Here is a 17,345-nt window from a genome sequence, read left to right on the forward strand (position 1 = left end):
ACACATCTACTCACAATTAGAGCCGATTCGGGGCCAACGCCTCAAAACAAACGCTAAAAGGCCTGGTTTGCCCGACGAAATGAATTCAGTGCCTTGGCAGCTTTCCACAGAAAATCATAACCCCAAAACAGCCCTTAATTTTGTGTAGCCACTTTTGCTCAGGGGTATTCTTTCGCCGTTTTTAAGCAGTGCCACATGGCTGTCTTTCTCCAGGGGTTCTATGCGCGTAAGTTGGGATAAGGCCAGTATAAAAGAGCGGTGCACGCGCACGAACTGGGCCGGGTCCAGGGTGCGTTCGTAGTAAGCCATCGTTTTCTTTTTGAGGAAGGTGCCCTCGCGCGTCTTTACTTTCACGTAGTCGTCGCAGGCTTCCAGGTAGAGTACCTCCGATATGGGTATGATCCGGATATTGTTGCCTACTTTCACCACGATGCGCAACTGCTCTTCCGGTTGCTTCCCAGGCGTGGCCTCTAGCTGTTGCAGTTGGCCCGCAGGCGCAAGGTTTTTCCTCTGCTCCTGCCACTTCTGTAAAGCGGCGTCGAAACGGGCTTTGCTGAATGGTTTAAGCAGGTAATCCACTGCATTTGCCTCGAAGGCCTTGATGGCATACGCATCGAAGGCGGTTGTAAAGATAACGGAAGGGGCATGCTCCACCAGTTCCAGCATCTCAAACCCATTGATCTTCGGCATTTGGATGTCCAGGAAAACCAGGTCGGGCTGGTGTTGCATGATGGCCTTTACGCCTTCAAAACCGTCGCCGCACTCCTGCACTACCTCCATTTCCGGGTGGCTTTGCAGGTATTCAGCCACGATGCCCCTGGCCAGGGGCTCATCATCAATAATCAGGCACTTATGCATAGTTTTGTGGTATTTTGATGGTTGCGGTAAATATTCCGTCCTGCTGCTGCGTGTTTAGCAGATCATGGCGCGCATACAGCAGGTAAAGCCGGCGCTTTACGGAGCTCAGGCCGAAACCGGTGCCCCGGCTGGCCTCCACTGTGTCCGGATCGTAAGGGTTCTGCACCTGCAGCTGCAGTAATTGCGCATTGGCCGTTATGTGCAAGCATATCCGGGTTTCGCCCATGGTGCCGTAAAGGCCAAATTTTATAGCGTTCTCCACCACAGGCTGCAACAGCAAAGCGGGCAGGCGCATGTTCAGTGCCTCGTCCTGCACGTGTATGGCCGTTTGCAGCCGGTGCCCGAAGCGCACTTTCTCAATTTCCAGGTATAGCTCCAGGTGCTGCAGCTCGTCCTCCAGCGCAACCAACTGCTGGTTATCGTTGCGGAGCGTACCCCTCAGAAAATCGGATAACTGGTGGATCATCGTTCTGGCTTGCTCCGGCCTGCCCCCTACCAGCGCACTGATTGAATTAAGGCTGTTGAACAGAAAGTGCGGCTGCAGCTGTTGCCGAAGGTTATAAAGCTCTGCCTCCCGCACCAGGTTTTCCGTTGTTTTCTTTCGGTCTTCGTCCTGCTGCCGGTTGCGGGTATAGAACCACAGCCAGTTCAGGAGCACCATGAGGAGCACCATGAGCCAGGCAAACGCAATGCGCACCGGCAAGGTAGCCTCCACAAAGGTCAGGTATCCGGCCTCTGCTTTAAAGACCCAGGTAAGCACCCCGTTCAACATCAGCACACAAATGCCCGCCATGCCCAGGCTCCAGCCCAGTAAAAAGGCGCCCTGTTTTATGTTAGGCTGATAGTACCGCAACCCAATCCCCATGGCATAGCCGCCCACAACCAGCAGCAGGTTGGTGAAAAGCGCATCCACCACGGCTTGTTGCACAGGCACCCCACCCGACCACAGCAACAGGGTCTGTACAGTGGCCCAGAGCAGCGCCCAGCCCAAATAAGCCAATATGATGCGTTGTGCAGACATGCGCCTTCAAGTATAAATTAGTAGCTCTTGATCTGAAGTCCGCCGAAAAGTGAGGTGCCTTTTATGATCAGCACTTTATTCGGATCGTAGCCGCCGGGCAAGATCGGGCGCTTGTCATCCATGCCGCCCAATATAGCCACGGCTTCGGATTTTACTTCCCAATTGGCAGGTATCACCAGCGTGGTGCCCCCGAATATCTGCGTTGCATCCAGCACGGCGGGCTGCTGCAGATCGGCCTGGCTCAGGTTGAGCTCTGTGCCTCCGAACACACTCACCACTTCGCCGCCCCTGAAATTCTTGGAGATGATATTTTTCTTAACTCCCCCGAATATGGCGGTGGCGTCTACATAATCCTCTGTCGAGGCGTCATTGCCAAACACGCTATGCCCTCCATCCTGGTCTGGTATGGCGCTGCTGGCATTGGTAGGTGCCTGTGGCCTTGCTATGTGCCTGGAGTAGCGGCCTTTTGGCTTGAGGATCACCCATAATCCGATGCCGATCAGCATGATCGGCCAAAAATACAACTTGAGGTTAAAACCGGTGACCAGGTCGTTGACTAGGAAGACCGTGCCAATAATGACCAACACCAGCCATGCGCTTTTCCGGAAGTTATGACGGAAACCGATAAACAGGCCCAGCACGATTAAAAATACCTGCCAGGAGAAAAGCCAGGAGGGCAAAAAGAAATAGTGGAGTTTGGCAGCCAGTATCACCACCCCGATCAGGATCAGCAGCAAGCCTGCCATTACTTTACCGGTGTTGCCGCCGCGCGGGTTGTCCCAACGGTCACGGTAGTTATTGCCTGGGTTAAAATCCTTGTTATCCATAGTGTGTTATGTTTAAGTTTCGATTCAAATGTACTCCAAAACGCTGCGCCGGTCCATTGTAAATAGGCAACCCCCGCCAAGAAGTCGGTAAAGGCGGGGGTTGCGTCGGTAAACATACAAACTATATAGCTTTAACGCTATGTGATAGCGGGGCTGTACGCGCTGCCCCTTATTGCCCGGATGAACTGTTACTGTAGAAATGAGGATGAAAACCGCCAAATTATTATCTTTGTGTATGATGGTGGAGAACATACAACGTGTAGCACAAGCGATAGAAGCGACCCAGCTTACCACTGCTGCTGAGCTGGAGGAGTTTCGTATTGCTTTTATTGGCCGGAAAGGCCGCATAGCCGACCTGTTTAATAACCTGAAGGATGTGGCAGCCGAGCAGCGCCGCGAGGTGGGGCAGCAGCTGAACACCCTGAAGACCCGCGCACAGGAGCGCTTCGACCTGGCCCAGGAGCAACTGCAAAGCGCCTCAACCGCAACAGAGGACTCCGGTTTTGACTTTAGCCTGCCCCCAGTGCCGAACACGCTTGGTACCCGGCACCCCTTATCCCTGGTGCGCCGCGAGATCGTGCGTATTTTTGAGCGCATTGGCTTTAACGTGGCCGAAGGGCCGGAGATGGAGAACGACTGGCACAATTTTTCTGCTCTTAACTTCCCTGAGAACCATCCGGCCCGCGAGATGCAGGACACCTTTTTCCTGAGCGAGGACAGGGATAAACTGCTGCGCACCCATACCTCTACGGTGCAGGTGCGCCTGATGGAGAATAACCAGCCACCACTGCGCAGCATTATGCCGGGCCGCGTGTACCGCAACGAGGCCATTTCGGCGCGGGCGCACATGGTTTTCCACCAGGTGGAGGGCCTGTACGTGAACAAAGGCGTTAGTTTTAAAGACCTGAAAGAAACGCTTTACTACTTTGCCAAGGAGATGTTTGGCCAGGGCACCGAGATCCGTTTCCGGCCTTCGTTCTTCCCTTTTACCGAGCCCAGCGCCGAGATAGACATTACCTGCTTCATCTGCAAAGGCGAAGGCTGCAACATTTGCAAGGGTAGTGGTTGGGTAGAGATCGGGGGCTCCGGCATGGTAGACCCCGCCGTGCTACAGAGCAGCGGCATCGATCCGGAAGTATACTCAGGCTTTGCCTTTGGTATGGGTATAGAACGTATCTCTATGCTAAAATACCAGATAAAAGATCTGCGCCTTTTCACTGAAAACGATGTGCGATTCCTGCGCCAGTTTGAGGGGGTTATTTAATTTGGATAAATGAGAAATAGGATGCGTGAGTGTTTCGCCGTACAAGTATAGCCAGGCATTCACTCTTCTCTTTTATAAGGAACCGTTAAAGCTATGAAGTTAGAGGACATTAAGACGATTGGCGTGGTAGGGGCCGGCACCATGGGGCAGGGCATTGCCCAGATCTGTGCCCAGGCGGGGTACAAAACTATCCTTTTCGATATCAATGACAAGGTACTGGAGAAAGCTAAGCAAACCATCGCCCAAAACCTGACAAAGGGCATTGAGCGTGGCAAGCTTACAGAGGCCGACAAACAAACTGCTTTGGACAATCTTTCTTTTACAGGAGAAACCCTGCAGTTGAGTTGCGATGTTATCATCGAAGCTATTGTGGAGCGTTTAGAAGTTAAAAAAAGCGTCTTTAGAGAGCTTGCCGACATCAATACGCCCGACACCATACTTGCCTCCAACACTTCGTCTATCCCTATTACCCAGATTGCGGCTTCCGTGCCTAACCCGGAACGTGTGGTTGGCATGCACTTCTTTAATCCTGCCCACATCATGAAGCTGGTAGAAGTGATATCTGGAGCTGCCACATCACCGGAAACTGCTGAAACTGTAAAGCTGCTGGCTGAAAAGCTAGGAAAAACCGCGGTGATGGCAAAAGATTCCCCCGGTTTCATCGTTAACCGTGTAGCGCGCCATTTCTATGTGGAGGGTTTAAAGCTACTGGAAGAGGGCGTGGCAGACGTGGCAACCATCGATCAGTTAATGCATGCAAGCGGCTTTAAAATGGGCCCCTTTGAACTCATGGACCTGATAGGTGTTGATACTAATTATGCGGTAACCACCTCCATGTTCGAGGCCTTCCATTATGATTCCAAATTCAGACCAAGCCGGATACAGCAGCAGAAAGTGGATGCCGGGCACCACGGGCGCAAAACAGGCAGGGGCTTTTACTCTTATGAGTAGACTGTGGCCCTTTCTGGCTGTTTTACTCCTGCTTAGCGCCTGCAAAAACAGCTATAACGGCCCAGCCATACCCGATGTGCCGGTAAGTGAACAGATAAACGTGAGCAGCCTGCAATTCCCTGAGCTTCGAAGGGATGGAGGGTACGTTTACCTGCCCGGGGGCTATAAAGGGCTGCTAATAGTACGCCAGAGCGCCAGCCTGTACTATGCCTTTGAGCGCGCCTGCCCCTACGACCCCACAGCGGCCTGCGCACAGGTAGAGGTAGATCAGTCGAACCTTTTTATCATAGATAAATGCTGCGGATCGCAGTTCAGCTTCCAGGGCGCGGTAATGTCGGGGCCAGCCGCTTATGGCCTGAAGCAATACAAAACAGCGCTTTCCGGCTCCTTACTGTATATTTCTAACTGAAGAATTTCTGTTTGATTTACAGGAGCTTATAATTTTGTGCAATATTTTTTTCGGGGCCCTCTTGCGTGGTAAGTAAAACTGCCGTAATATTGCACCATCAATCAGCGGGAAAGTCGCTGGTATCTTCTAAAAATTCCTCCTTAGCTCAGTTGGTTAGAGCACATGACTGTTAATCATGGGGTCCCTGGTTCGAGCCCAGGAGGGGGAGCTTTAAAATCAGCCACTTACGAGTCAAATCGTTAAGTGGCTTTTTTTATTTGCATACAATTTGCATATAAAGAGGCTTGAAAGATTTATCACCACTATCTCAACCTTGCCATTTTCGCCAGTCTTGCAGCTACTTCCTTTTATCTTTTCTTGGGTTATATTTCTTGTAATACGAAATATAATTCATAGCTCTTGCGTAGCACCAATAGCATAATTTGCATTCATACCTTAAATAACCGTTTTATCTCATTGATTCATTTTATAAGAAATATAGACAAATATTTCTCAGACCTATATAAAAAAATATATATTTTACTTAATATAGGTGCTCTAAGAATAAATCAATTATAAAAGAAAAAAACAATGCCAATCTACACGCCAAATGGGTTAAAAATTAGACTTGAGCCTGAGCATGCTTTTACTTATATGGGGAGACTTCGGGAGAAATATAGACCAGCGGAAGTACTCAGAATGGTGGAGGGTATTGAAGTAATAGAAACACTGATCCTGTTAATATCTATTTCTGTTTGCTTCAGTTTACCTTTAACTTACACGCAACTTGCTATAGCAGTATTCATATTAAGCATTTTGTTTAATACCATTGGTGCGGCATTAGCTCTACATATTGGCCCAAAGTTGCTTTTATTGGCTAGTAAATATGTAAATGAATCGGCTCTTTATCTCGTATTTATAATCTATGGTTATTTTACAGTTGGAGGGCTAGGTATCTTTTATGCATTCGCAGCCTTAGTAGTCGGTTTTATTTCTAACTTTTTGCTGCAGCTTGCCCAGACAAGAAAAGCGTTTAAAATAGCTGGTACTCATTTGACTAAAAGCGAGCGTTCTTTCTTTAGGGCGTTTAGCTTATGTGCTAACAAAATAGGGGCATCAACTGAACTAAATATAAAGGATGAAGAGAAACAAAATAGTGGTTGGTATATAGACTATACTCTCTATGAAATGAATTTAAAAAGCAAAAAGTAAAACGGCACACCTGGTTAAGATATGCCGTTGTGCTTTAGGGGGTTGAGTAGTGCTTACTTAAAGTTTATCACACCTGCCCCTGATAAAATACTGTTGCGAATCATGCGAAGGTGGTGCAATGGGTCAATTAAATCAGCATGGGATTCACCGCTATCAAGGATCATCGTTGTGAGTTCACTTATAACTGTATCTAGCTGTACAGCTATATCTACAGGTGAGGAACTTTCAAGATGCTCTAATAAATAACTAGCATCAAAATTGCCTGCAGGTGCTGTGCGCATTTGGAAAACTGCTTTCTTTTCTTGTGTGTTTTGCATGCTCTAACTGTTTAGGTTTAGGTAAAATAAAACACCGTTACCCGCAGGAGTCCTCGGCCAGTTAGGGCCGTGCAGGGGTTTCCCCTTCTGCCTCCATAGGTAACGGCTTATTGTTATTCTCTTGTTGGAATTGCTGTACATACTAACTGTTTAGGAGCCCGTAAATACAGCATAAGCAGGCAAAAAAACAAGCTATTACTATTAAGAATAACTGGAAAATTGCCTCCCGTAGTTAGATGCATCATTGTATGATCCTGTTCCTACTGGCTGTTGCTGCAGGAACTTTAGAAAGTCAAAGCCTGGTATACTTGGCAGTGGTTTCTGAGGCTTGTCAAAAGCTGTTATAGCTACACTGCTCAGTCCGGATATACCGTTGTTTATGTTGTGCTTGCTGCCTTCCATCAGTGCGGCTTTAGCTGCTGCTTCCTCATCATACTTTTGTCGCTGGTTATAATCGAATGCCTTGTCTTCGTATTGTGCCTTATTCATAAGGGACTGCATGAGGCTCTGGCGCTGCCCGAACAGAAAGTGCGTGTTCTGTGCCTGCAGGTTATTCATAGCGTTAGCCTCATTACCTTGTGCTGCTGCTATCGTTGCTAGTGCATTGTTACCAGATCCTGCCAGTTGTGCTGCGCGCACCGCTCCTGCTGTACTTGCATGCAGGTTGTTCTGTGCCGTGCCATATCCGGGCATAGCCGCGTTAGCTGATTGACGTGCCATGTCAACGGATTCATTGACTGCGCCAGGTATGGTATAAGTCGGTCTGACAGGGTTTAGCTTTCTTGCTAGTCTATCCTGCTTTATGCCTGTGATCGTCTGATACAGGGCTGGAACTGCAGCCGCAGCCGCTAAGAATGGGAACATAGTGGTTAAGTTAAGTCTGTGTTGTGGTTGTAACTGTTGTTTTCCTTGCGCCTCATCATCTACATTAAATAGTTGTATCAGGCATAGAGCATAGGGTGTAAGGTATTCAGGGTGTGGTGTAGGTTATTAGTGTGGGAGTAGCTAAGCAAATAAGGGGAGCACAAAAATAGATAGTGCTGCTAATCTGGTCAGGCACCCAGTAAAGTGCAGGTGCTTTCCTTTTGCGCTTTATACCCCCACCCATTTTATAGATAGATGTACCCTTATGTGCTGCTCACCATTTTTAAATTAGGCTGTTGCTACCTGGGCTATCTCGTACCTGAAAACCTTTGATAGGCTAACTGCAGCTTTCACTATCTCAACGCCTTTAGCAGTAAGAGAATAAGTCGCTACTTTCTTACCTCGTACAACTTTGTCATAGTGTTTCTTTAGATAAGGTGTATCACCTTCGCAAAGGCCGTTTGTTGCGTAATATATCTTCTCTCGGTTTCCCCTGCTATAGGCTAGGAGTGTGGTGATCTCCGGAACGGATAAACTTAAAATTTCCTCAGACGGCCTGTTACTATAGCTTCCTATCAAGGTAATAACTGCCGCTTCCAACGGGTGCAAACTGTACTCCTTGCTAAGTACTCGCTGCATCCTATACCCTATTGACAAAATCTCTAGCGTATCTGCATCATTTAGTTTTCTTACTCTCATGTTATTAGGCTCATGTATTACATTGTAACACTAAGTTACTGCCTGAAAACATCAGAAATATTCAGACTTTGTACTGCTTTCGCTAATTGTAACACGCCTGTTTATAATTTATTTAAGCTAAAAAAGCCCCTTTTCAGAATATGTATCGATAAACTACCTTAGACATGCTTTCTATTTAACTACTGCACATGGTGTGTATGTGGTTGTTTCATTTACGTGTGTCTCTCAAAAATTATTTTTGCGGAGTGTAGTGATGTGCTTGTAGCACCCCTGGTTCGCAAATAAAAATTGTATCCTTGTACGTTCTCCTTTTTGTGAGGCAATCATACATTAAGATTAGATAATGCGTCAGAACGGCTCTAATAGCCTCATCCCTTCAGTACTGCTCGTGCTTTGCTTTTAGATCGTCATTCCAGTCTTTAAGCGTTGGCCTTACTCGTTCAGTTGACACTAAACCTTTTAATAATTCCTCTACTTGTGCTGCAAACTGTTCTCCTTTTACATCATTGTCGAATCCAAGAAGCACAGGGGTTTTAGTTGTTTCGGCAATAAACCTAATTGTTTCTAACTGGGCTGCTGTTGGGTTGCCGATGGTTGCTAAATGAAAGTTGTTGCCCCCGTGCATCTGTTCGTAAGAAAGATTATCTATTGGGCTCTCAGTAATGAAGATTTTATAGCTTCCTGCTATTCCGCAAACATCCGGACGAGTGGATGCCCATAATCCGCGTATTGATCCTGAAACTATTCGGCCGGTGGCTCTCTGAATCCCGCACATGCCCTTAGCATTATACATAGGGAAGCAAGTAACACCTTTGTTGTCTGCCCCTATACGATCTTTAAATAGTGGATGATTAAAGATAAATGCACTTATGCCGCGTTGCTCTAGCCTTGCTGTTTTGGCATCATAATAAGGAGCCATGCTAAAAGATTTACTATGAACTGGCGTAGCTCCACTCCCTGCAACTCTGATGCGCTTAGAAGGCTTTATTTTGCCTTGCCCATACTCTGAAATAGTTTCAGGTATTTTACGATATTCTATTTCTTGCCATAGCAGAAAATCAATGATAGTGCCCTTAGCTGCCCCTCCGGATTCAAAGAAAGTATAATGCCCGCTTCCTGGCTGCTCTTTGATGATCAAAGTATAGTCTGTAAGATGGTGCTTCATAACGGGGCTTCTGCGGCTGCTGCTCTCTTTGTTTAGCTCATACCCGAAACACTGCACAAACTCGGCAAGGTTGATTTTCTTTATCTGTTCTATGTATTCTTTCGTCATTGGGTTTTTGCTTTACAATAGGGCGAGTAAGAGATAACATCTTTCCCTATAGTTATCTTATAATACTCTTATTATGTAGGCGCATCGTTTCGACACGTTACATGGCTTCTAAAAGGTCGTTTTGATGCTTTAGATTAGACAAGAAACTATCGAGCACCTGGAAATACACATCTTCTTTGATTCGGGTATGCAGTATCTTCCTCGCTTCATTCCCTTTGCCCGCCCAGTACTGCCCGCTCTCTACGTACTCCAACTCCTTTATTATTTTTGCAAGCGCCTTTTTCTTTATGCCCGTTATTTTTTCCCAATCGGCATAATCTTTAGGCACCCACTTGCTGTAGTGCATGCTTGTGCCTTGTAGGTATGCGAGCTGTGTTATGAAAAGTGCCACGTTGGCGCTCCCGTAGAAAGGTATAAGGCATTGCGGGATAGCTGTGAATCTTTTAGATATATTTTCGCCTAACCGGTCCGCTAGCAGGGCCTTTATTTGTTCCGAAAGAATAGGGATTTCACCAATACTTTTAGTATCTTTGCTCATAAGGTTTCAATCTTGAATAGCATAAAAGCCGTGCAATATCCACAAAGCACGGCTTTTCTATTATTGCATCTTAAGTTGTGCGGGTATGTGTTGCGGGGGCTTTTTCTGGCATATTAGCCGCAACGGTCAGCTTACCCGCTCCATACAGATAAGCAACCTCAAACATCAGTTGCTGTTTTACTGCTGAGTGGTTGGCCCGGATAACTCCTTTATCGGTTAACTCATAAAAGATTAGGTGCCTAAGCATCACTTACGCCTCCTTCCTGCTGCAGCTAATTCGGCCTCAGCTTCTGCTACTATTTCGCATGCTGTTTTAATTCTGCCGGCCTGCACCCATTCTGTGAGTTCCGATTTGGAAAAGTAGAGGCGTTTACCCCTTCTGCTGTGGGGAATTTCGCGGCGTTGAACTAGAGCGTATATTGTAGGCACTGCCAATGACAAGAGTCCGGCGGCTTCGTTTACCGTCATTAGTTTCTCGGTGGCGGTATTATGAGGGCCTTTGTTAAACCTAGTGCTAAATAAGTCTAGCAAAAGAGCCTCAATATTGCTCAGCCTGGCATCAATCGTTTCAAAAGGATTTACCATTGTCTCAAGTGGTTAAATGTTGTTGAGACAAAGTAAGCACCCTGCAAAAGGGGTAAGGAGGGGTAAGGGGTTACGTAATATGCTTATCTATTCAGTATTGCTGTGTCATACTCCCTGTTAGCTTTAGCAACAGCATTAGGATGTGATTTTAACATAGCTATAGCGATTCTGAGATTATTAATGTGGTTGGGATCTGTTCGCTCTAATGCCCCTGTCCTGGGTTGAATGATAGTATTGTAGTGTTGCTGCAGAGCTTTCCAGCTGTTACTAGAGATAAATCCATGTTCTGCCGCAATTCTTTTAAGGGCCGCTTCTTTGCCTCCCTCCATATTTTCAAAGGCCTCCATATCGCCTACATCCTGTAAATAATAGCAATATAAAGCTATAGCTCTTTGAGTAGGTTTCAAGGGATTAGACAGCTCCCGAACTTTGCCCACTCCCGATAAAGGATGTGTACAGGCGGATTTCTTCTCCCCTTCTAAATAGGTAATGAACTGTTCTTGCACACTTATATAAAGGCTGTACTTGTCATCGTCGCTCACGTTGCTTGAGCTGTTAAAGCTTTGTAGAAGATCATCACGCCTCCCCGCTGCTCTCATAATCTCCCTGTCTATAAACAATTGCAAGTTAGGGGCAGTATTATTGTTTTGTAAATCGAACTTCTGTTGCTGGTAATGCCATACTAAACTATCGAAGCTGTGTAAGTCGGACCATAAAATATGCCCGTCTCTCTTAGGTGATGAAATATTATGTGCTGCAAAGCTTTGGAATGGCAGCGGGTCCGGCTCTTGTAGTAAGTGTTTAAAGTAACCTTGTAAATATCCGCCCAAGCCTAATACATACTCTTCTATCAGCTTTCGCTCTTCAGGCTTATTGAAATATAATGCAGCCAGATCCTCTGGTGGAAGTCCGTCATAATTCATAGCACAACTTTTAAAACTCCATCAATTTATCTGCAATTTCGCGCTTTACATTCTCCTCAAATCCTCCCCAGTAGTTAAGAGTAGTTTTTAGGTCGTTGTGTCCTAGGCTCTCCTGTATCATTTCCAGGCTTGCCCCATTACGTATAGCATTAGTGGCGAAAGAATGACGCGCGTAGTATGTAGATATGTCCTCCGGTAGCTTTGCCGCCTTTGCTAGATTCTTAATGTGCTGATTGATGTAGCGAGTAAAATTCTTTACGGTTTTGCTCTGCTCTTCCGGGTTCATTCCTTTTCTTAGGATCGGGAATATATAATTACTTGGGCTTTTGTCAACATTGCCGTACTTCTCTATTATAGATATTGGAAAGTCAGACAAGGCTACTACAATAGGCTTGTGATTAGCTTTCGTTGTGTCTATCGTCTTAGCTCTACTGAACGTCAGGCTGTCGCCTTGGAGGCTGCTATACTTTAAATTAGCAATATCTTTAATGTTCATTCCATTGCAGGCATAGCTGAAAAACCAGAAATCCCGCGCCTTTATTTGCTCTGGTATGTTAGTTTCAAATTTAAAAAGCGTGCTTAGTTGACTCTTGTCAAATGCTTTCTTTACATTTCGCCCTGCAGGTATCTGGTATTTTCGCTTCCCGAATGGGTATATATCTTTGTGAATGTCGCCGGCTTCTATGGCATTGTTAAAAATTGCCCTTAATGGCCGTAAGTAAATACCCACTGTTGTACGGCTCTTCTCCTTTCCCAACATCCAGCGTTCGTAACGGTGCAGGAAGTCAACCGTAATGATGTTAAAAAACAAACTTGTTGCATTCCCCTTGCCTTTAGAATTAGTAAATTCTAATAGACTCTTTAAACTCTGGTCATAATTTGATGCTGTGGAAACTTTCCCCTGCTTTTGCAGGCCTTTTATATACTCTTTATAGTGATATGCAGCATCATTGCCCGACTGCTTCTCCCTGAATAATTCTCGCTCAAACCTCTCAAATGTAAACACATTTAAACCGTCTGCTACCTCAACGGCTAACTGTTCTTTTGCCAAAAGCTTTAGCTTCAAATCCTTATCTTCTTTTCTGGGCTTTGTTGCATTATAAGAGCGCTCAAAAGCTTCTGCAGTCAAATCCATACCGAGTGGGTAAAGCTTCTGCGTACGCTGCTTACCATTGCTTATAAACACCCTGAGCTTTACAGGGTATAAGCTGTTGGCTTTTGCTCTCCTGGTGTCTAAATAGATGCTGATATGAGGCTTAATCATAGATGCTTAATTTATGGCCCCAATTTATGCATTTGCATACAGTTTGCATACGGATCGAATAAATATTTATTTACACCTATTACTAGCTATCACCAAAAACCCGTAATTTAGCATGAATAAGGGGTTTTTATTAGGAAACGCATTCTAACGATTTCACCCATATTACGACTGTTAATCATGGGGTCCCTGGTTCGAGCCCAGGAGGGGGAGCTTTAAAATCAGCCACTTACGAGTCAAATCGTTAAGTGGCTTTTTTGTTTGCCGGTAAGCGCGAAAAGACTTATGCTGAGACTAAGCATAACTGCCATGCTAACTGGGCGCATCAACACGAAATTAAGCCGTCAGCCAGGCAAGCGCCTGTTTCTCATCAGCAAAAAACTGAAATTCAAACCGTTCATGCGCTTCGCAGGGCAGCTGATTGATTTTGTCTTGGAGATGCATAGAATCCAGCATCATCAAACTTTTAACCGACTCTACCCGTGCATACCGCCTCACCGACGAGGCGACCAGCAAGGGCATGAAGGCAGCCAATAGCCAGCGTGCATCCTGCAGGGTAATGTAGTGTGTTGCGTTGGCGTTGCCTAACCAGCGCAGCGGCTTATGCTCCTCAATGATGTTGAGCAAAGCCTGAAACCTCTCTTTCAGTATCTCCCCTTCCAGGTGGCACTTCCAGAGCACGTAGATCAAGCTTAGATTGTCATGCAGCTCTACCCGATAAAACTGGTCTTCTGCAATTATTCGGACAACATTTTCAGACATGGGCATTACACGTATTTTCTTCTTAAAGTCTCACTTACTTTTAAAGATACAGGATTCAGTCCGCTTATTCAAAACCGAGCATTGTGCCCTTCACATCAAAATAAAGGTTGCCCGTTGTTATACCAATCGGGAGTAAGCGAGTCATAACATATCTCCTTTCACTTTTCCCGTCTGCTATGCGCAACTTCCAATGGTCGCACTTCTGCGTAAAAGTCTCGTATACCATGCATGGGTAAGGTTTGTAGTCTATAAAATAACCAACTGCTGCTACCGGTCCTTAACCTTTTCAGTATAAAAACAGTAATAACAATATGGTAATATTATCATATGTTAGGTGCGCAGCACAATTAAACAACCAGCCTGCTTACCTGCATCCATTCTAAAGCAAAAAAATATGAAGAACATAAGAGCCTATTTAATGACCCTGCTTGTGCTGCTGACACTAACGCTGAGCAGTTGTGAGTTTATCGGAGATGTTTTTGAGGCCGGTATGTGGACAGCCATTATCATTATTGTAGTGGTGGTGCTGCTGATAACCTGGCTGTTTCGAAAGCTGAGACGATAGAAGAAAATGAAAAAGGAGCCGATTGGCTCCTTTTTTTATGCTGTGTTATCAACAACTATTTCCCCCGCTTCGGCATGGTGCCCAGCACATGGTCCCAGAGCGGCGACGACACCCCGTAAGCTACCGTAGGGTCTTTGTAATGGTGGATGCTATGGTGTATCCACAGCTGTTTCAGAAAGTTTTTAGGAGGTGCATACGCATGTACGGCATAGTGCACAAATAAATACAGGGCATAACCAAAGAGCATACCCGCAACCACCCCAAACACAAACTGTCCGAAAAACAGCTTAAAGAAAAAGAAGAAAGCAGAGGCATACAGGATGCTTACCACCGGTGGCATTGCCAACCGCTTCTTATCCTTAGGGTACTCGTGATGGTTTCCGTGGAATAGGTACTGTAATCGTTCCCGGGTGTGCGTGCTGGTATCCATATGGAAAATGTAGCGGTGCGCCAGGTATTCCAGCAGCGTAAAAATAAGCCACCCGATAAAAAAGAAGCCAACCGCATCCAGCACATTAATAAAGCTGTAAGCCAGACCATAGTATATCAACCCTATGGCAATGATCAGGAAAATAGAAATAGGAAGGGCAATGTGGGTTCTGGTCATCTTCTCCAGAATCGGGTTCTGGAAAAGCTGTGCACGGCCTTTGTGATTAGGTTTCATAGTCGAATCTTGCTGTATTCGTTTCTTGGTAAAACTACTTGATTTTTTATCTGGTGCTTTAGGTTCCAACAACATGTATACAACTATAACGAGCCGCTTTGGTTATGGTTTAGCAAGTGTTTTAGTTGCGCAGCGGTTATTTCTCTGCCGCTTATCCTGAGGTGTGCCTGCTCGTAATATTGTATTCTATCGGTTAACGTTTTGGCTAGAAAAGATTTAACTTCCGCTTCGTGCTTCCCGGCCAGCAGCGGCCTCTCCTCCGGATCACACGCTTGTAGCCTTCTGAATAATTCTTCAACGGGCACATCCAGGTAAATATTCTTCCCCAGCCTGTTTAAAAGATCCATGGTATCAAAGTAACAAGGCGTGCCCCCACCCGTTGCAATCACCACTTGCTCGTAATCCTTTACCAGTTGTTCCAGCGCCTGCCGCTCCAGAAAACGGAACCGCTTCTGGCCCTCTTCCTCAAATATGCTGGCAATCGTTTTGTGCTCCTGCTGCGTTATGTATTTGTCCAGGTCGATGAAAGGGTAGCCCAGCAGGGCGGCCAACTGCTTTCCGAGCGTGGATTTGCCGCTTCCCATCATACCGATTAAAAAGACCCTCATTCCGCCAGTTTTCCCATCACCTCCTCAATCGTTGGCGTGTCGTTGTGGTGCCACTTTCCTTTCACGGTGCCATCCCGGAGTAAAAGGATGCCCGGGTTTGAGCGCATGATCGTTTTCAGCACCGTGCCATCGCCGTAAAAGTATGGAACCGCCAGGTTAGCCTCGTGCCTGAACACCTCAAAATCCTGCCCACTGCTACTGGTTATAACCAGGGGCGTCAGGCCCTGCTGTTCCGCTGCCTTAGCCAGCTTACTGATCTCCGGCAGGTCATCGCGGTCTGCCTTGGCCACATTCTGTACCAGAATCAGCAGCTTGTAGCCTGTTAATATTTCCTGCGTAAAATCGCCCTGATCGTTCCACACATTAAAGTCAGTGATCTTCGGGCCGTCCTGCGGGTTAATGGCCACCATTTCTTTAAACGTATAGCTCTCATCGGCCGGGTACTCCTCAAACTCCTGCTCATCGCCGCCTTTTGTCATGATATACTTATAACGGAGCGGCGCGGAGGCTTTCATCAGCGTCGGAATGTTGTTTCCTACCTTGTAAGCCCGGAAATCGATGTAAGGCAGGTGCTCATAGGCATACCAGCCAATAGCTACGGAAAGTATGGCGGTAAGCGCTGTAACAGTTGCGCCGGTAGCAGGCTTTACAAAGGGCCTCAGGTAGCGCTGCGTAAACAACAGGACTACGATCATCACCAGCAGCAAGATATCTTTCGTGAAAGACTCCCAGGGAGTTAACTTAATGGCATCGCCAAAACAGCCGCAGTCCGTTACTTTATTAAAGTAGGCTGAATAGAACGTGAGGAAGGTGAAGAATACGATCATCACCAGCAGCGCCATCAGCACCTCCTTCAGTTTCCAGCGGATGAGCAGGGCCACCCCCAGCACAATCTCCAGGGCGCTTAGAAAAATAGAGAAGAAGAGCGCCAGTGGCTCCAGCGACTTAAAGAAAGGGGCGATGTCTGTGGAGAACACCTCAAAATATTCCTCCAGCTTTATCGCGGTGCCCACCGGGTCGTTGATCTTGATCAGGCCCGAAAATATGAACAGCACGCCCACAAAGAGCCAGCAGAATTTGCTTAGGTATTTCATTATTTTGAGAGAGAAATTCTATGGATTTATAATTTACAGCATCATCAGGCACTCCGCTGCACGTAAGGCTAAGGCACCAGTACACTTTGCAGGATACACTATTTCAACTACTCCGCAAAACCCGACAAGATCAAAGCAAACACGGCGTAGTTGATCATGTCGCGGTAATTGGCTTCCACACCCTCCGAGATCAGCGTCTGTCCCGCGTTGTCCTCTATCTGCTTGGTGCGGTACAGCTTCATGAGTATGATATCGGTGATGGAGCTCACGCGCATGTCGCGCCAGGCCTCGTCGTAGTCGTGATTCTTGGCGTTCAGCAGCTTGATATTCTCCTCTGTGTGATCCGTGTACGCACGCTCCACATCGTCGGCAGACAGGCTTAAAGGTGCATCCGCTGGCAGGTTCAACTGCATTAAAGCGATCACGCAGTAGTTGATGATGCCCACAAACTCCCCGTTGACATCATCCTCCACCAGCTGTTTTCCTTTTTCCTGGATAGAGCGGATGCGCTGCGCCTTGATAAAGATCTGATCGGTGATGGAAGGCAGCCGGAGCACGCGCCATGCGGTACCGTAATCTTTCGTTTTCTTTACAAAGGTATCCTTACAGCGGTTAACTACCCGATTATATTCCTGGAGTGTTTGACTAATCAACTTTTTAGCTTTAATTTT

Annotated in this window: 21 protein-coding genes and 1 tRNA gene; 6 read left to right on the forward strand and 16 right to left on the reverse strand. The window is 46.5% G+C overall.

Annotated features, from left to right (window positions below; all coding sequences use genetic code 11):
- Positions 1 to 114: 114 nt before the first annotated feature.
- Genes AC4BAN_RS10520 through AC4BAN_RS10530 form a run of 3 tightly spaced genes read right to left on the reverse strand, consistent with a single transcriptional unit; the run spans position 115 to position 2,706 of the window.
- Positions 115 to 858 (reverse strand): LytR/AlgR family response regulator transcription factor, encoded by a 744-nt coding sequence (locus tag AC4BAN_RS10520; RefSeq protein ID WP_490564363.1) that lies wholly within the window; start codon positions 856 to 858, stop codon positions 115 to 117.
- Complete coding sequence (locus AC4BAN_RS10525) at positions 851 to 1,879, reverse strand: sensor histidine kinase (protein ID WP_490564364.1); 1,029 nt, start codon at positions 1,877 to 1,879, stop codon at positions 851 to 853. Before AC4BAN_RS10525 ends, AC4BAN_RS10520 begins: the two co-directional genes overlap by 8 nt.
- Before the next feature lie 17 nt (positions 1,880 to 1,896).
- Positions 1,897 to 2,706, reverse strand: a complete 810-nt coding sequence (locus tag AC4BAN_RS10530) for a LiaF transmembrane domain-containing protein (protein WP_490564365.1) — start codon at positions 2,704 to 2,706, stop codon at positions 1,897 to 1,899.
- Between the two features lie 238 nt (positions 2,707 to 2,944).
- On the opposite strand from AC4BAN_RS10530, the gene pheS reads away from it, so the two are divergent.
- From pheS to AC4BAN_RS10555, 5 genes are all read left to right on the forward strand, one after another.
- Positions 2,945 to 3,970: a phenylalanine--tRNA ligase subunit alpha gene (gene pheS / locus AC4BAN_RS10535; RefSeq protein WP_490564439.1), complete on the forward strand. Its 1,026-nt coding sequence runs from the start codon at positions 2,945 to 2,947 to the stop codon at positions 3,968 to 3,970.
- A 93-nt stretch (positions 3,971 to 4,063) separates the two neighbouring features.
- Positions 4,064 to 4,921: a 3-hydroxyacyl-CoA dehydrogenase NAD-binding domain-containing protein gene (locus tag AC4BAN_RS10540; RefSeq protein ID WP_490564366.1), complete on the forward strand. Its 858-nt coding sequence runs from the start codon at positions 4,064 to 4,066 to the stop codon at positions 4,919 to 4,921.
- Entirely contained in the window at positions 4,914 to 5,330 is a 417-nt protein-coding gene (locus AC4BAN_RS10545; protein WP_490564367.1) for a hypothetical protein, read from the forward strand. The genes AC4BAN_RS10540 and AC4BAN_RS10545 overlap by 8 nt, the downstream gene beginning before the upstream one ends.
- Before the next feature lie 134 nt (positions 5,331 to 5,464).
- Positions 5,465 to 5,538: transfer RNA gene (locus AC4BAN_RS10550), tRNA-Asn, on the forward strand.
- Positions 5,539 to 5,900: 362 nt separating this feature from the next.
- Positions 5,901 to 6,521 (forward strand): hypothetical protein, encoded by a 621-nt coding sequence (locus tag AC4BAN_RS10555; protein ID WP_490564368.1) that lies wholly within the window; start codon positions 5,901 to 5,903, stop codon positions 6,519 to 6,521.
- A 53-nt stretch (positions 6,522 to 6,574) separates the two neighbouring features.
- Here the strand turns inward: AC4BAN_RS10555 and AC4BAN_RS10560 are convergent, their stop codons facing one another.
- The 9 genes from AC4BAN_RS10560 to AC4BAN_RS10600 all read right to left on the reverse strand — a co-directional run bounded on the left by AC4BAN_RS10560 (position 6,575) and on the right by AC4BAN_RS10600 (position 13,743).
- On the reverse strand, positions 6,575 to 6,838 hold the full coding sequence (locus AC4BAN_RS10560; RefSeq protein WP_490564369.1) for a hypothetical protein: 264 nt from the start codon (positions 6,836 to 6,838) through the stop codon (positions 6,575 to 6,577).
- Positions 6,839 to 7,039: 201 nt separating this feature from the next.
- Entirely contained in the window at positions 7,040 to 7,702 is a 663-nt protein-coding gene (locus AC4BAN_RS10565) for a hypothetical protein (RefSeq protein WP_490564370.1), read from the reverse strand.
- A 288-nt stretch (positions 7,703 to 7,990) separates the two neighbouring features.
- On the reverse strand, positions 7,991 to 8,401 hold the full coding sequence (locus tag AC4BAN_RS10570; RefSeq protein WP_490564371.1) for a hypothetical protein: 411 nt from the start codon (positions 8,399 to 8,401) through the stop codon (positions 7,991 to 7,993).
- Between the two features lie 376 nt (positions 8,402 to 8,777).
- Positions 8,778 to 9,674 carry a toprim domain-containing protein gene (locus tag AC4BAN_RS10575; RefSeq protein ID WP_490564372.1) on the reverse strand — a complete coding sequence of 299 codons (897 nt, stop codon included), beginning with the start codon at positions 9,672 to 9,674 and terminating at the stop codon, positions 8,778 to 8,780.
- Between the two features lie 97 nt (positions 9,675 to 9,771).
- Positions 9,772 to 10,212 (reverse strand): hypothetical protein, encoded by a 441-nt coding sequence (locus AC4BAN_RS10580; RefSeq protein WP_490564373.1) that lies wholly within the window; start codon positions 10,210 to 10,212, stop codon positions 9,772 to 9,774.
- Positions 10,213 to 10,458: 246 nt separating this feature from the next.
- The gene (locus AC4BAN_RS10585; RefSeq protein ID WP_490564374.1) at positions 10,459 to 10,797 is read right to left on the reverse strand and encodes a helix-turn-helix domain-containing protein; all 339 of its coding nucleotides are present in this window, start codon (positions 10,795 to 10,797) and stop codon (positions 10,459 to 10,461) included.
- A gap of 83 nt (positions 10,798 to 10,880) precedes the next feature.
- Entirely contained in the window at positions 10,881 to 11,720 is an 840-nt protein-coding gene (locus tag AC4BAN_RS10590) for a hypothetical protein (protein WP_490564375.1), read from the reverse strand.
- Between the two features lie 10 nt (positions 11,721 to 11,730).
- Positions 11,731 to 12,984 carry a tyrosine-type recombinase/integrase gene (locus tag AC4BAN_RS10595; protein ID WP_490564376.1) on the reverse strand — a complete coding sequence of 418 codons (1,254 nt, stop codon included), beginning with the start codon at positions 12,982 to 12,984 and terminating at the stop codon, positions 11,731 to 11,733.
- Between the two features lie 333 nt (positions 12,985 to 13,317).
- Positions 13,318 to 13,743 carry a hypothetical protein gene (locus AC4BAN_RS10600; protein ID WP_490564377.1) on the reverse strand — a complete coding sequence of 142 codons (426 nt, stop codon included), beginning with the start codon at positions 13,741 to 13,743 and terminating at the stop codon, positions 13,318 to 13,320.
- Positions 13,744 to 14,137: 394 nt separating this feature from the next.
- Between AC4BAN_RS10600 and AC4BAN_RS10605 the strand changes: the two genes are divergently transcribed.
- Positions 14,138 to 14,308 (forward strand): hypothetical protein, encoded by a 171-nt coding sequence (locus AC4BAN_RS10605; protein WP_490564378.1) that lies wholly within the window; start codon positions 14,138 to 14,140, stop codon positions 14,306 to 14,308.
- A 55-nt stretch (positions 14,309 to 14,363) separates the two neighbouring features.
- On the opposite strand, the gene AC4BAN_RS10610 is transcribed toward AC4BAN_RS10605, so the two are convergent.
- The 4 genes from AC4BAN_RS10610 to AC4BAN_RS10625 all read right to left on the reverse strand — a co-directional run bounded on the left by AC4BAN_RS10610 (position 14,364) and on the right by AC4BAN_RS10625 (position 17,327).
- A complete protein-coding gene (locus AC4BAN_RS10610) occupies positions 14,364 to 14,972 on the reverse strand; it encodes a sterol desaturase family protein (RefSeq protein WP_490564379.1) in 609 nt (202 codons plus the stop codon).
- A gap of 83 nt (positions 14,973 to 15,055) precedes the next feature.
- The gene (locus AC4BAN_RS10615; RefSeq protein WP_490564380.1) at positions 15,056 to 15,580 is read right to left on the reverse strand and encodes a shikimate kinase; all 525 of its coding nucleotides are present in this window, start codon (positions 15,578 to 15,580) and stop codon (positions 15,056 to 15,058) included.
- Positions 15,577 to 16,674 (reverse strand): BT_3928 family protein, encoded by a 1,098-nt coding sequence (locus tag AC4BAN_RS10620; protein WP_490564381.1) that lies wholly within the window; start codon positions 16,672 to 16,674, stop codon positions 15,577 to 15,579. Before AC4BAN_RS10620 ends, AC4BAN_RS10615 begins: the two co-directional genes overlap by 4 nt.
- A gap of 107 nt (positions 16,675 to 16,781) precedes the next feature.
- Positions 16,782 to 17,327 carry a DUF1599 domain-containing protein gene (locus AC4BAN_RS10625; RefSeq protein ID WP_490564382.1) on the reverse strand — a complete coding sequence of 182 codons (546 nt, stop codon included), beginning with the start codon at positions 17,325 to 17,327 and terminating at the stop codon, positions 16,782 to 16,784.
- Positions 17,328 to 17,345 lie beyond the last annotated feature (18 nt).

This window comes from Pontibacter sp. GD13, from assembly GCF_058216355.1.

Coding starts and splice junctions, on each gene's coding strand:
- AC4BAN_RS10545 (WP_490564367.1), top strand. CDS start 4,914: ATGAGTAGACTGTGGCCCTTTCTGGCTGTTTTACTCCTGCTTAGCGCC.
- AC4BAN_RS10615 (WP_490564380.1), bottom strand. CDS start 15,580: ATGAGGGTCTTTTTAATCGGTATGATGGGAAGCGGCAAATCCACGCTC.
- AC4BAN_RS10605 (WP_490564378.1), top strand. CDS start 14,138: ATGAAGAACATAAGAGCCTATTTAATGACCCTGCTTGTGCTGCTGACA.
- AC4BAN_RS10610 (WP_490564379.1), bottom strand. CDS start 14,972: ATGAAACCTAATCACAAAGGCCGTGCACAGCTTTTCCAGAACCCGATT.
- AC4BAN_RS10525 (WP_490564364.1), bottom strand. CDS start 1,879: ATGTCTGCACAACGCATCATATTGGCTTATTTGGGCTGGGCGCTGCTC.
- AC4BAN_RS10580 (WP_490564373.1), bottom strand. CDS start 10,212: ATGAGCAAAGATACTAAAAGTATTGGTGAAATCCCTATTCTTTCGGAA.
- AC4BAN_RS10565 (WP_490564370.1), bottom strand. CDS start 7,702: ATGTTCCCATTCTTAGCGGCTGCGGCTGCAGTTCCAGCCCTGTATCAG.
- AC4BAN_RS10530 (WP_490564365.1), bottom strand. CDS start 2,706: ATGGATAACAAGGATTTTAACCCAGGCAATAACTACCGTGACCGTTGG.
- AC4BAN_RS10520 (WP_490564363.1), bottom strand. CDS start 858: ATGCATAAGTGCCTGATTATTGATGATGAGCCCCTGGCCAGGGGCATC.
- AC4BAN_RS10560 (WP_490564369.1), bottom strand. CDS start 6,838: ATGCAAAACACACAAGAAAAGAAAGCAGTTTTCCAAATGCGCACAGCA.
- AC4BAN_RS10590 (WP_490564375.1), bottom strand. CDS start 11,720: ATGAATTATGACGGACTTCCACCAGAGGATCTGGCTGCATTATATTTC.
- pheS (WP_490564439.1), top strand. CDS start 2,945: ATGGTGGAGAACATACAACGTGTAGCACAAGCGATAGAAGCGACCCAG.
- AC4BAN_RS10620 (WP_490564381.1), bottom strand. CDS start 16,674: ATGAAATACCTAAGCAAATTCTGCTGGCTCTTTGTGGGCGTGCTGTTC.
- AC4BAN_RS10540 (WP_490564366.1), top strand. CDS start 4,064: ATGAAGTTAGAGGACATTAAGACGATTGGCGTGGTAGGGGCCGGCACC.
- AC4BAN_RS10595 (WP_490564376.1), bottom strand. CDS start 12,984: ATGATTAAGCCTCATATCAGCATCTATTTAGACACCAGGAGAGCAAAA.
- AC4BAN_RS10575 (WP_490564372.1), bottom strand. CDS start 9,674: ATGACGAAAGAATACATAGAACAGATAAAGAAAATCAACCTTGCCGAG.
- AC4BAN_RS10555 (WP_490564368.1), top strand. CDS start 5,901: ATGCCAATCTACACGCCAAATGGGTTAAAAATTAGACTTGAGCCTGAG.
- AC4BAN_RS10570 (WP_490564371.1), bottom strand. CDS start 8,401: ATGAGAGTAAGAAAACTAAATGATGCAGATACGCTAGAGATTTTGTCA.
- AC4BAN_RS10585 (WP_490564374.1), bottom strand. CDS start 10,797: ATGGTAAATCCTTTTGAAACGATTGATGCCAGGCTGAGCAATATTGAG.
- AC4BAN_RS10600 (WP_490564377.1), bottom strand. CDS start 13,743: ATGTCTGAAAATGTTGTCCGAATAATTGCAGAAGACCAGTTTTATCGG.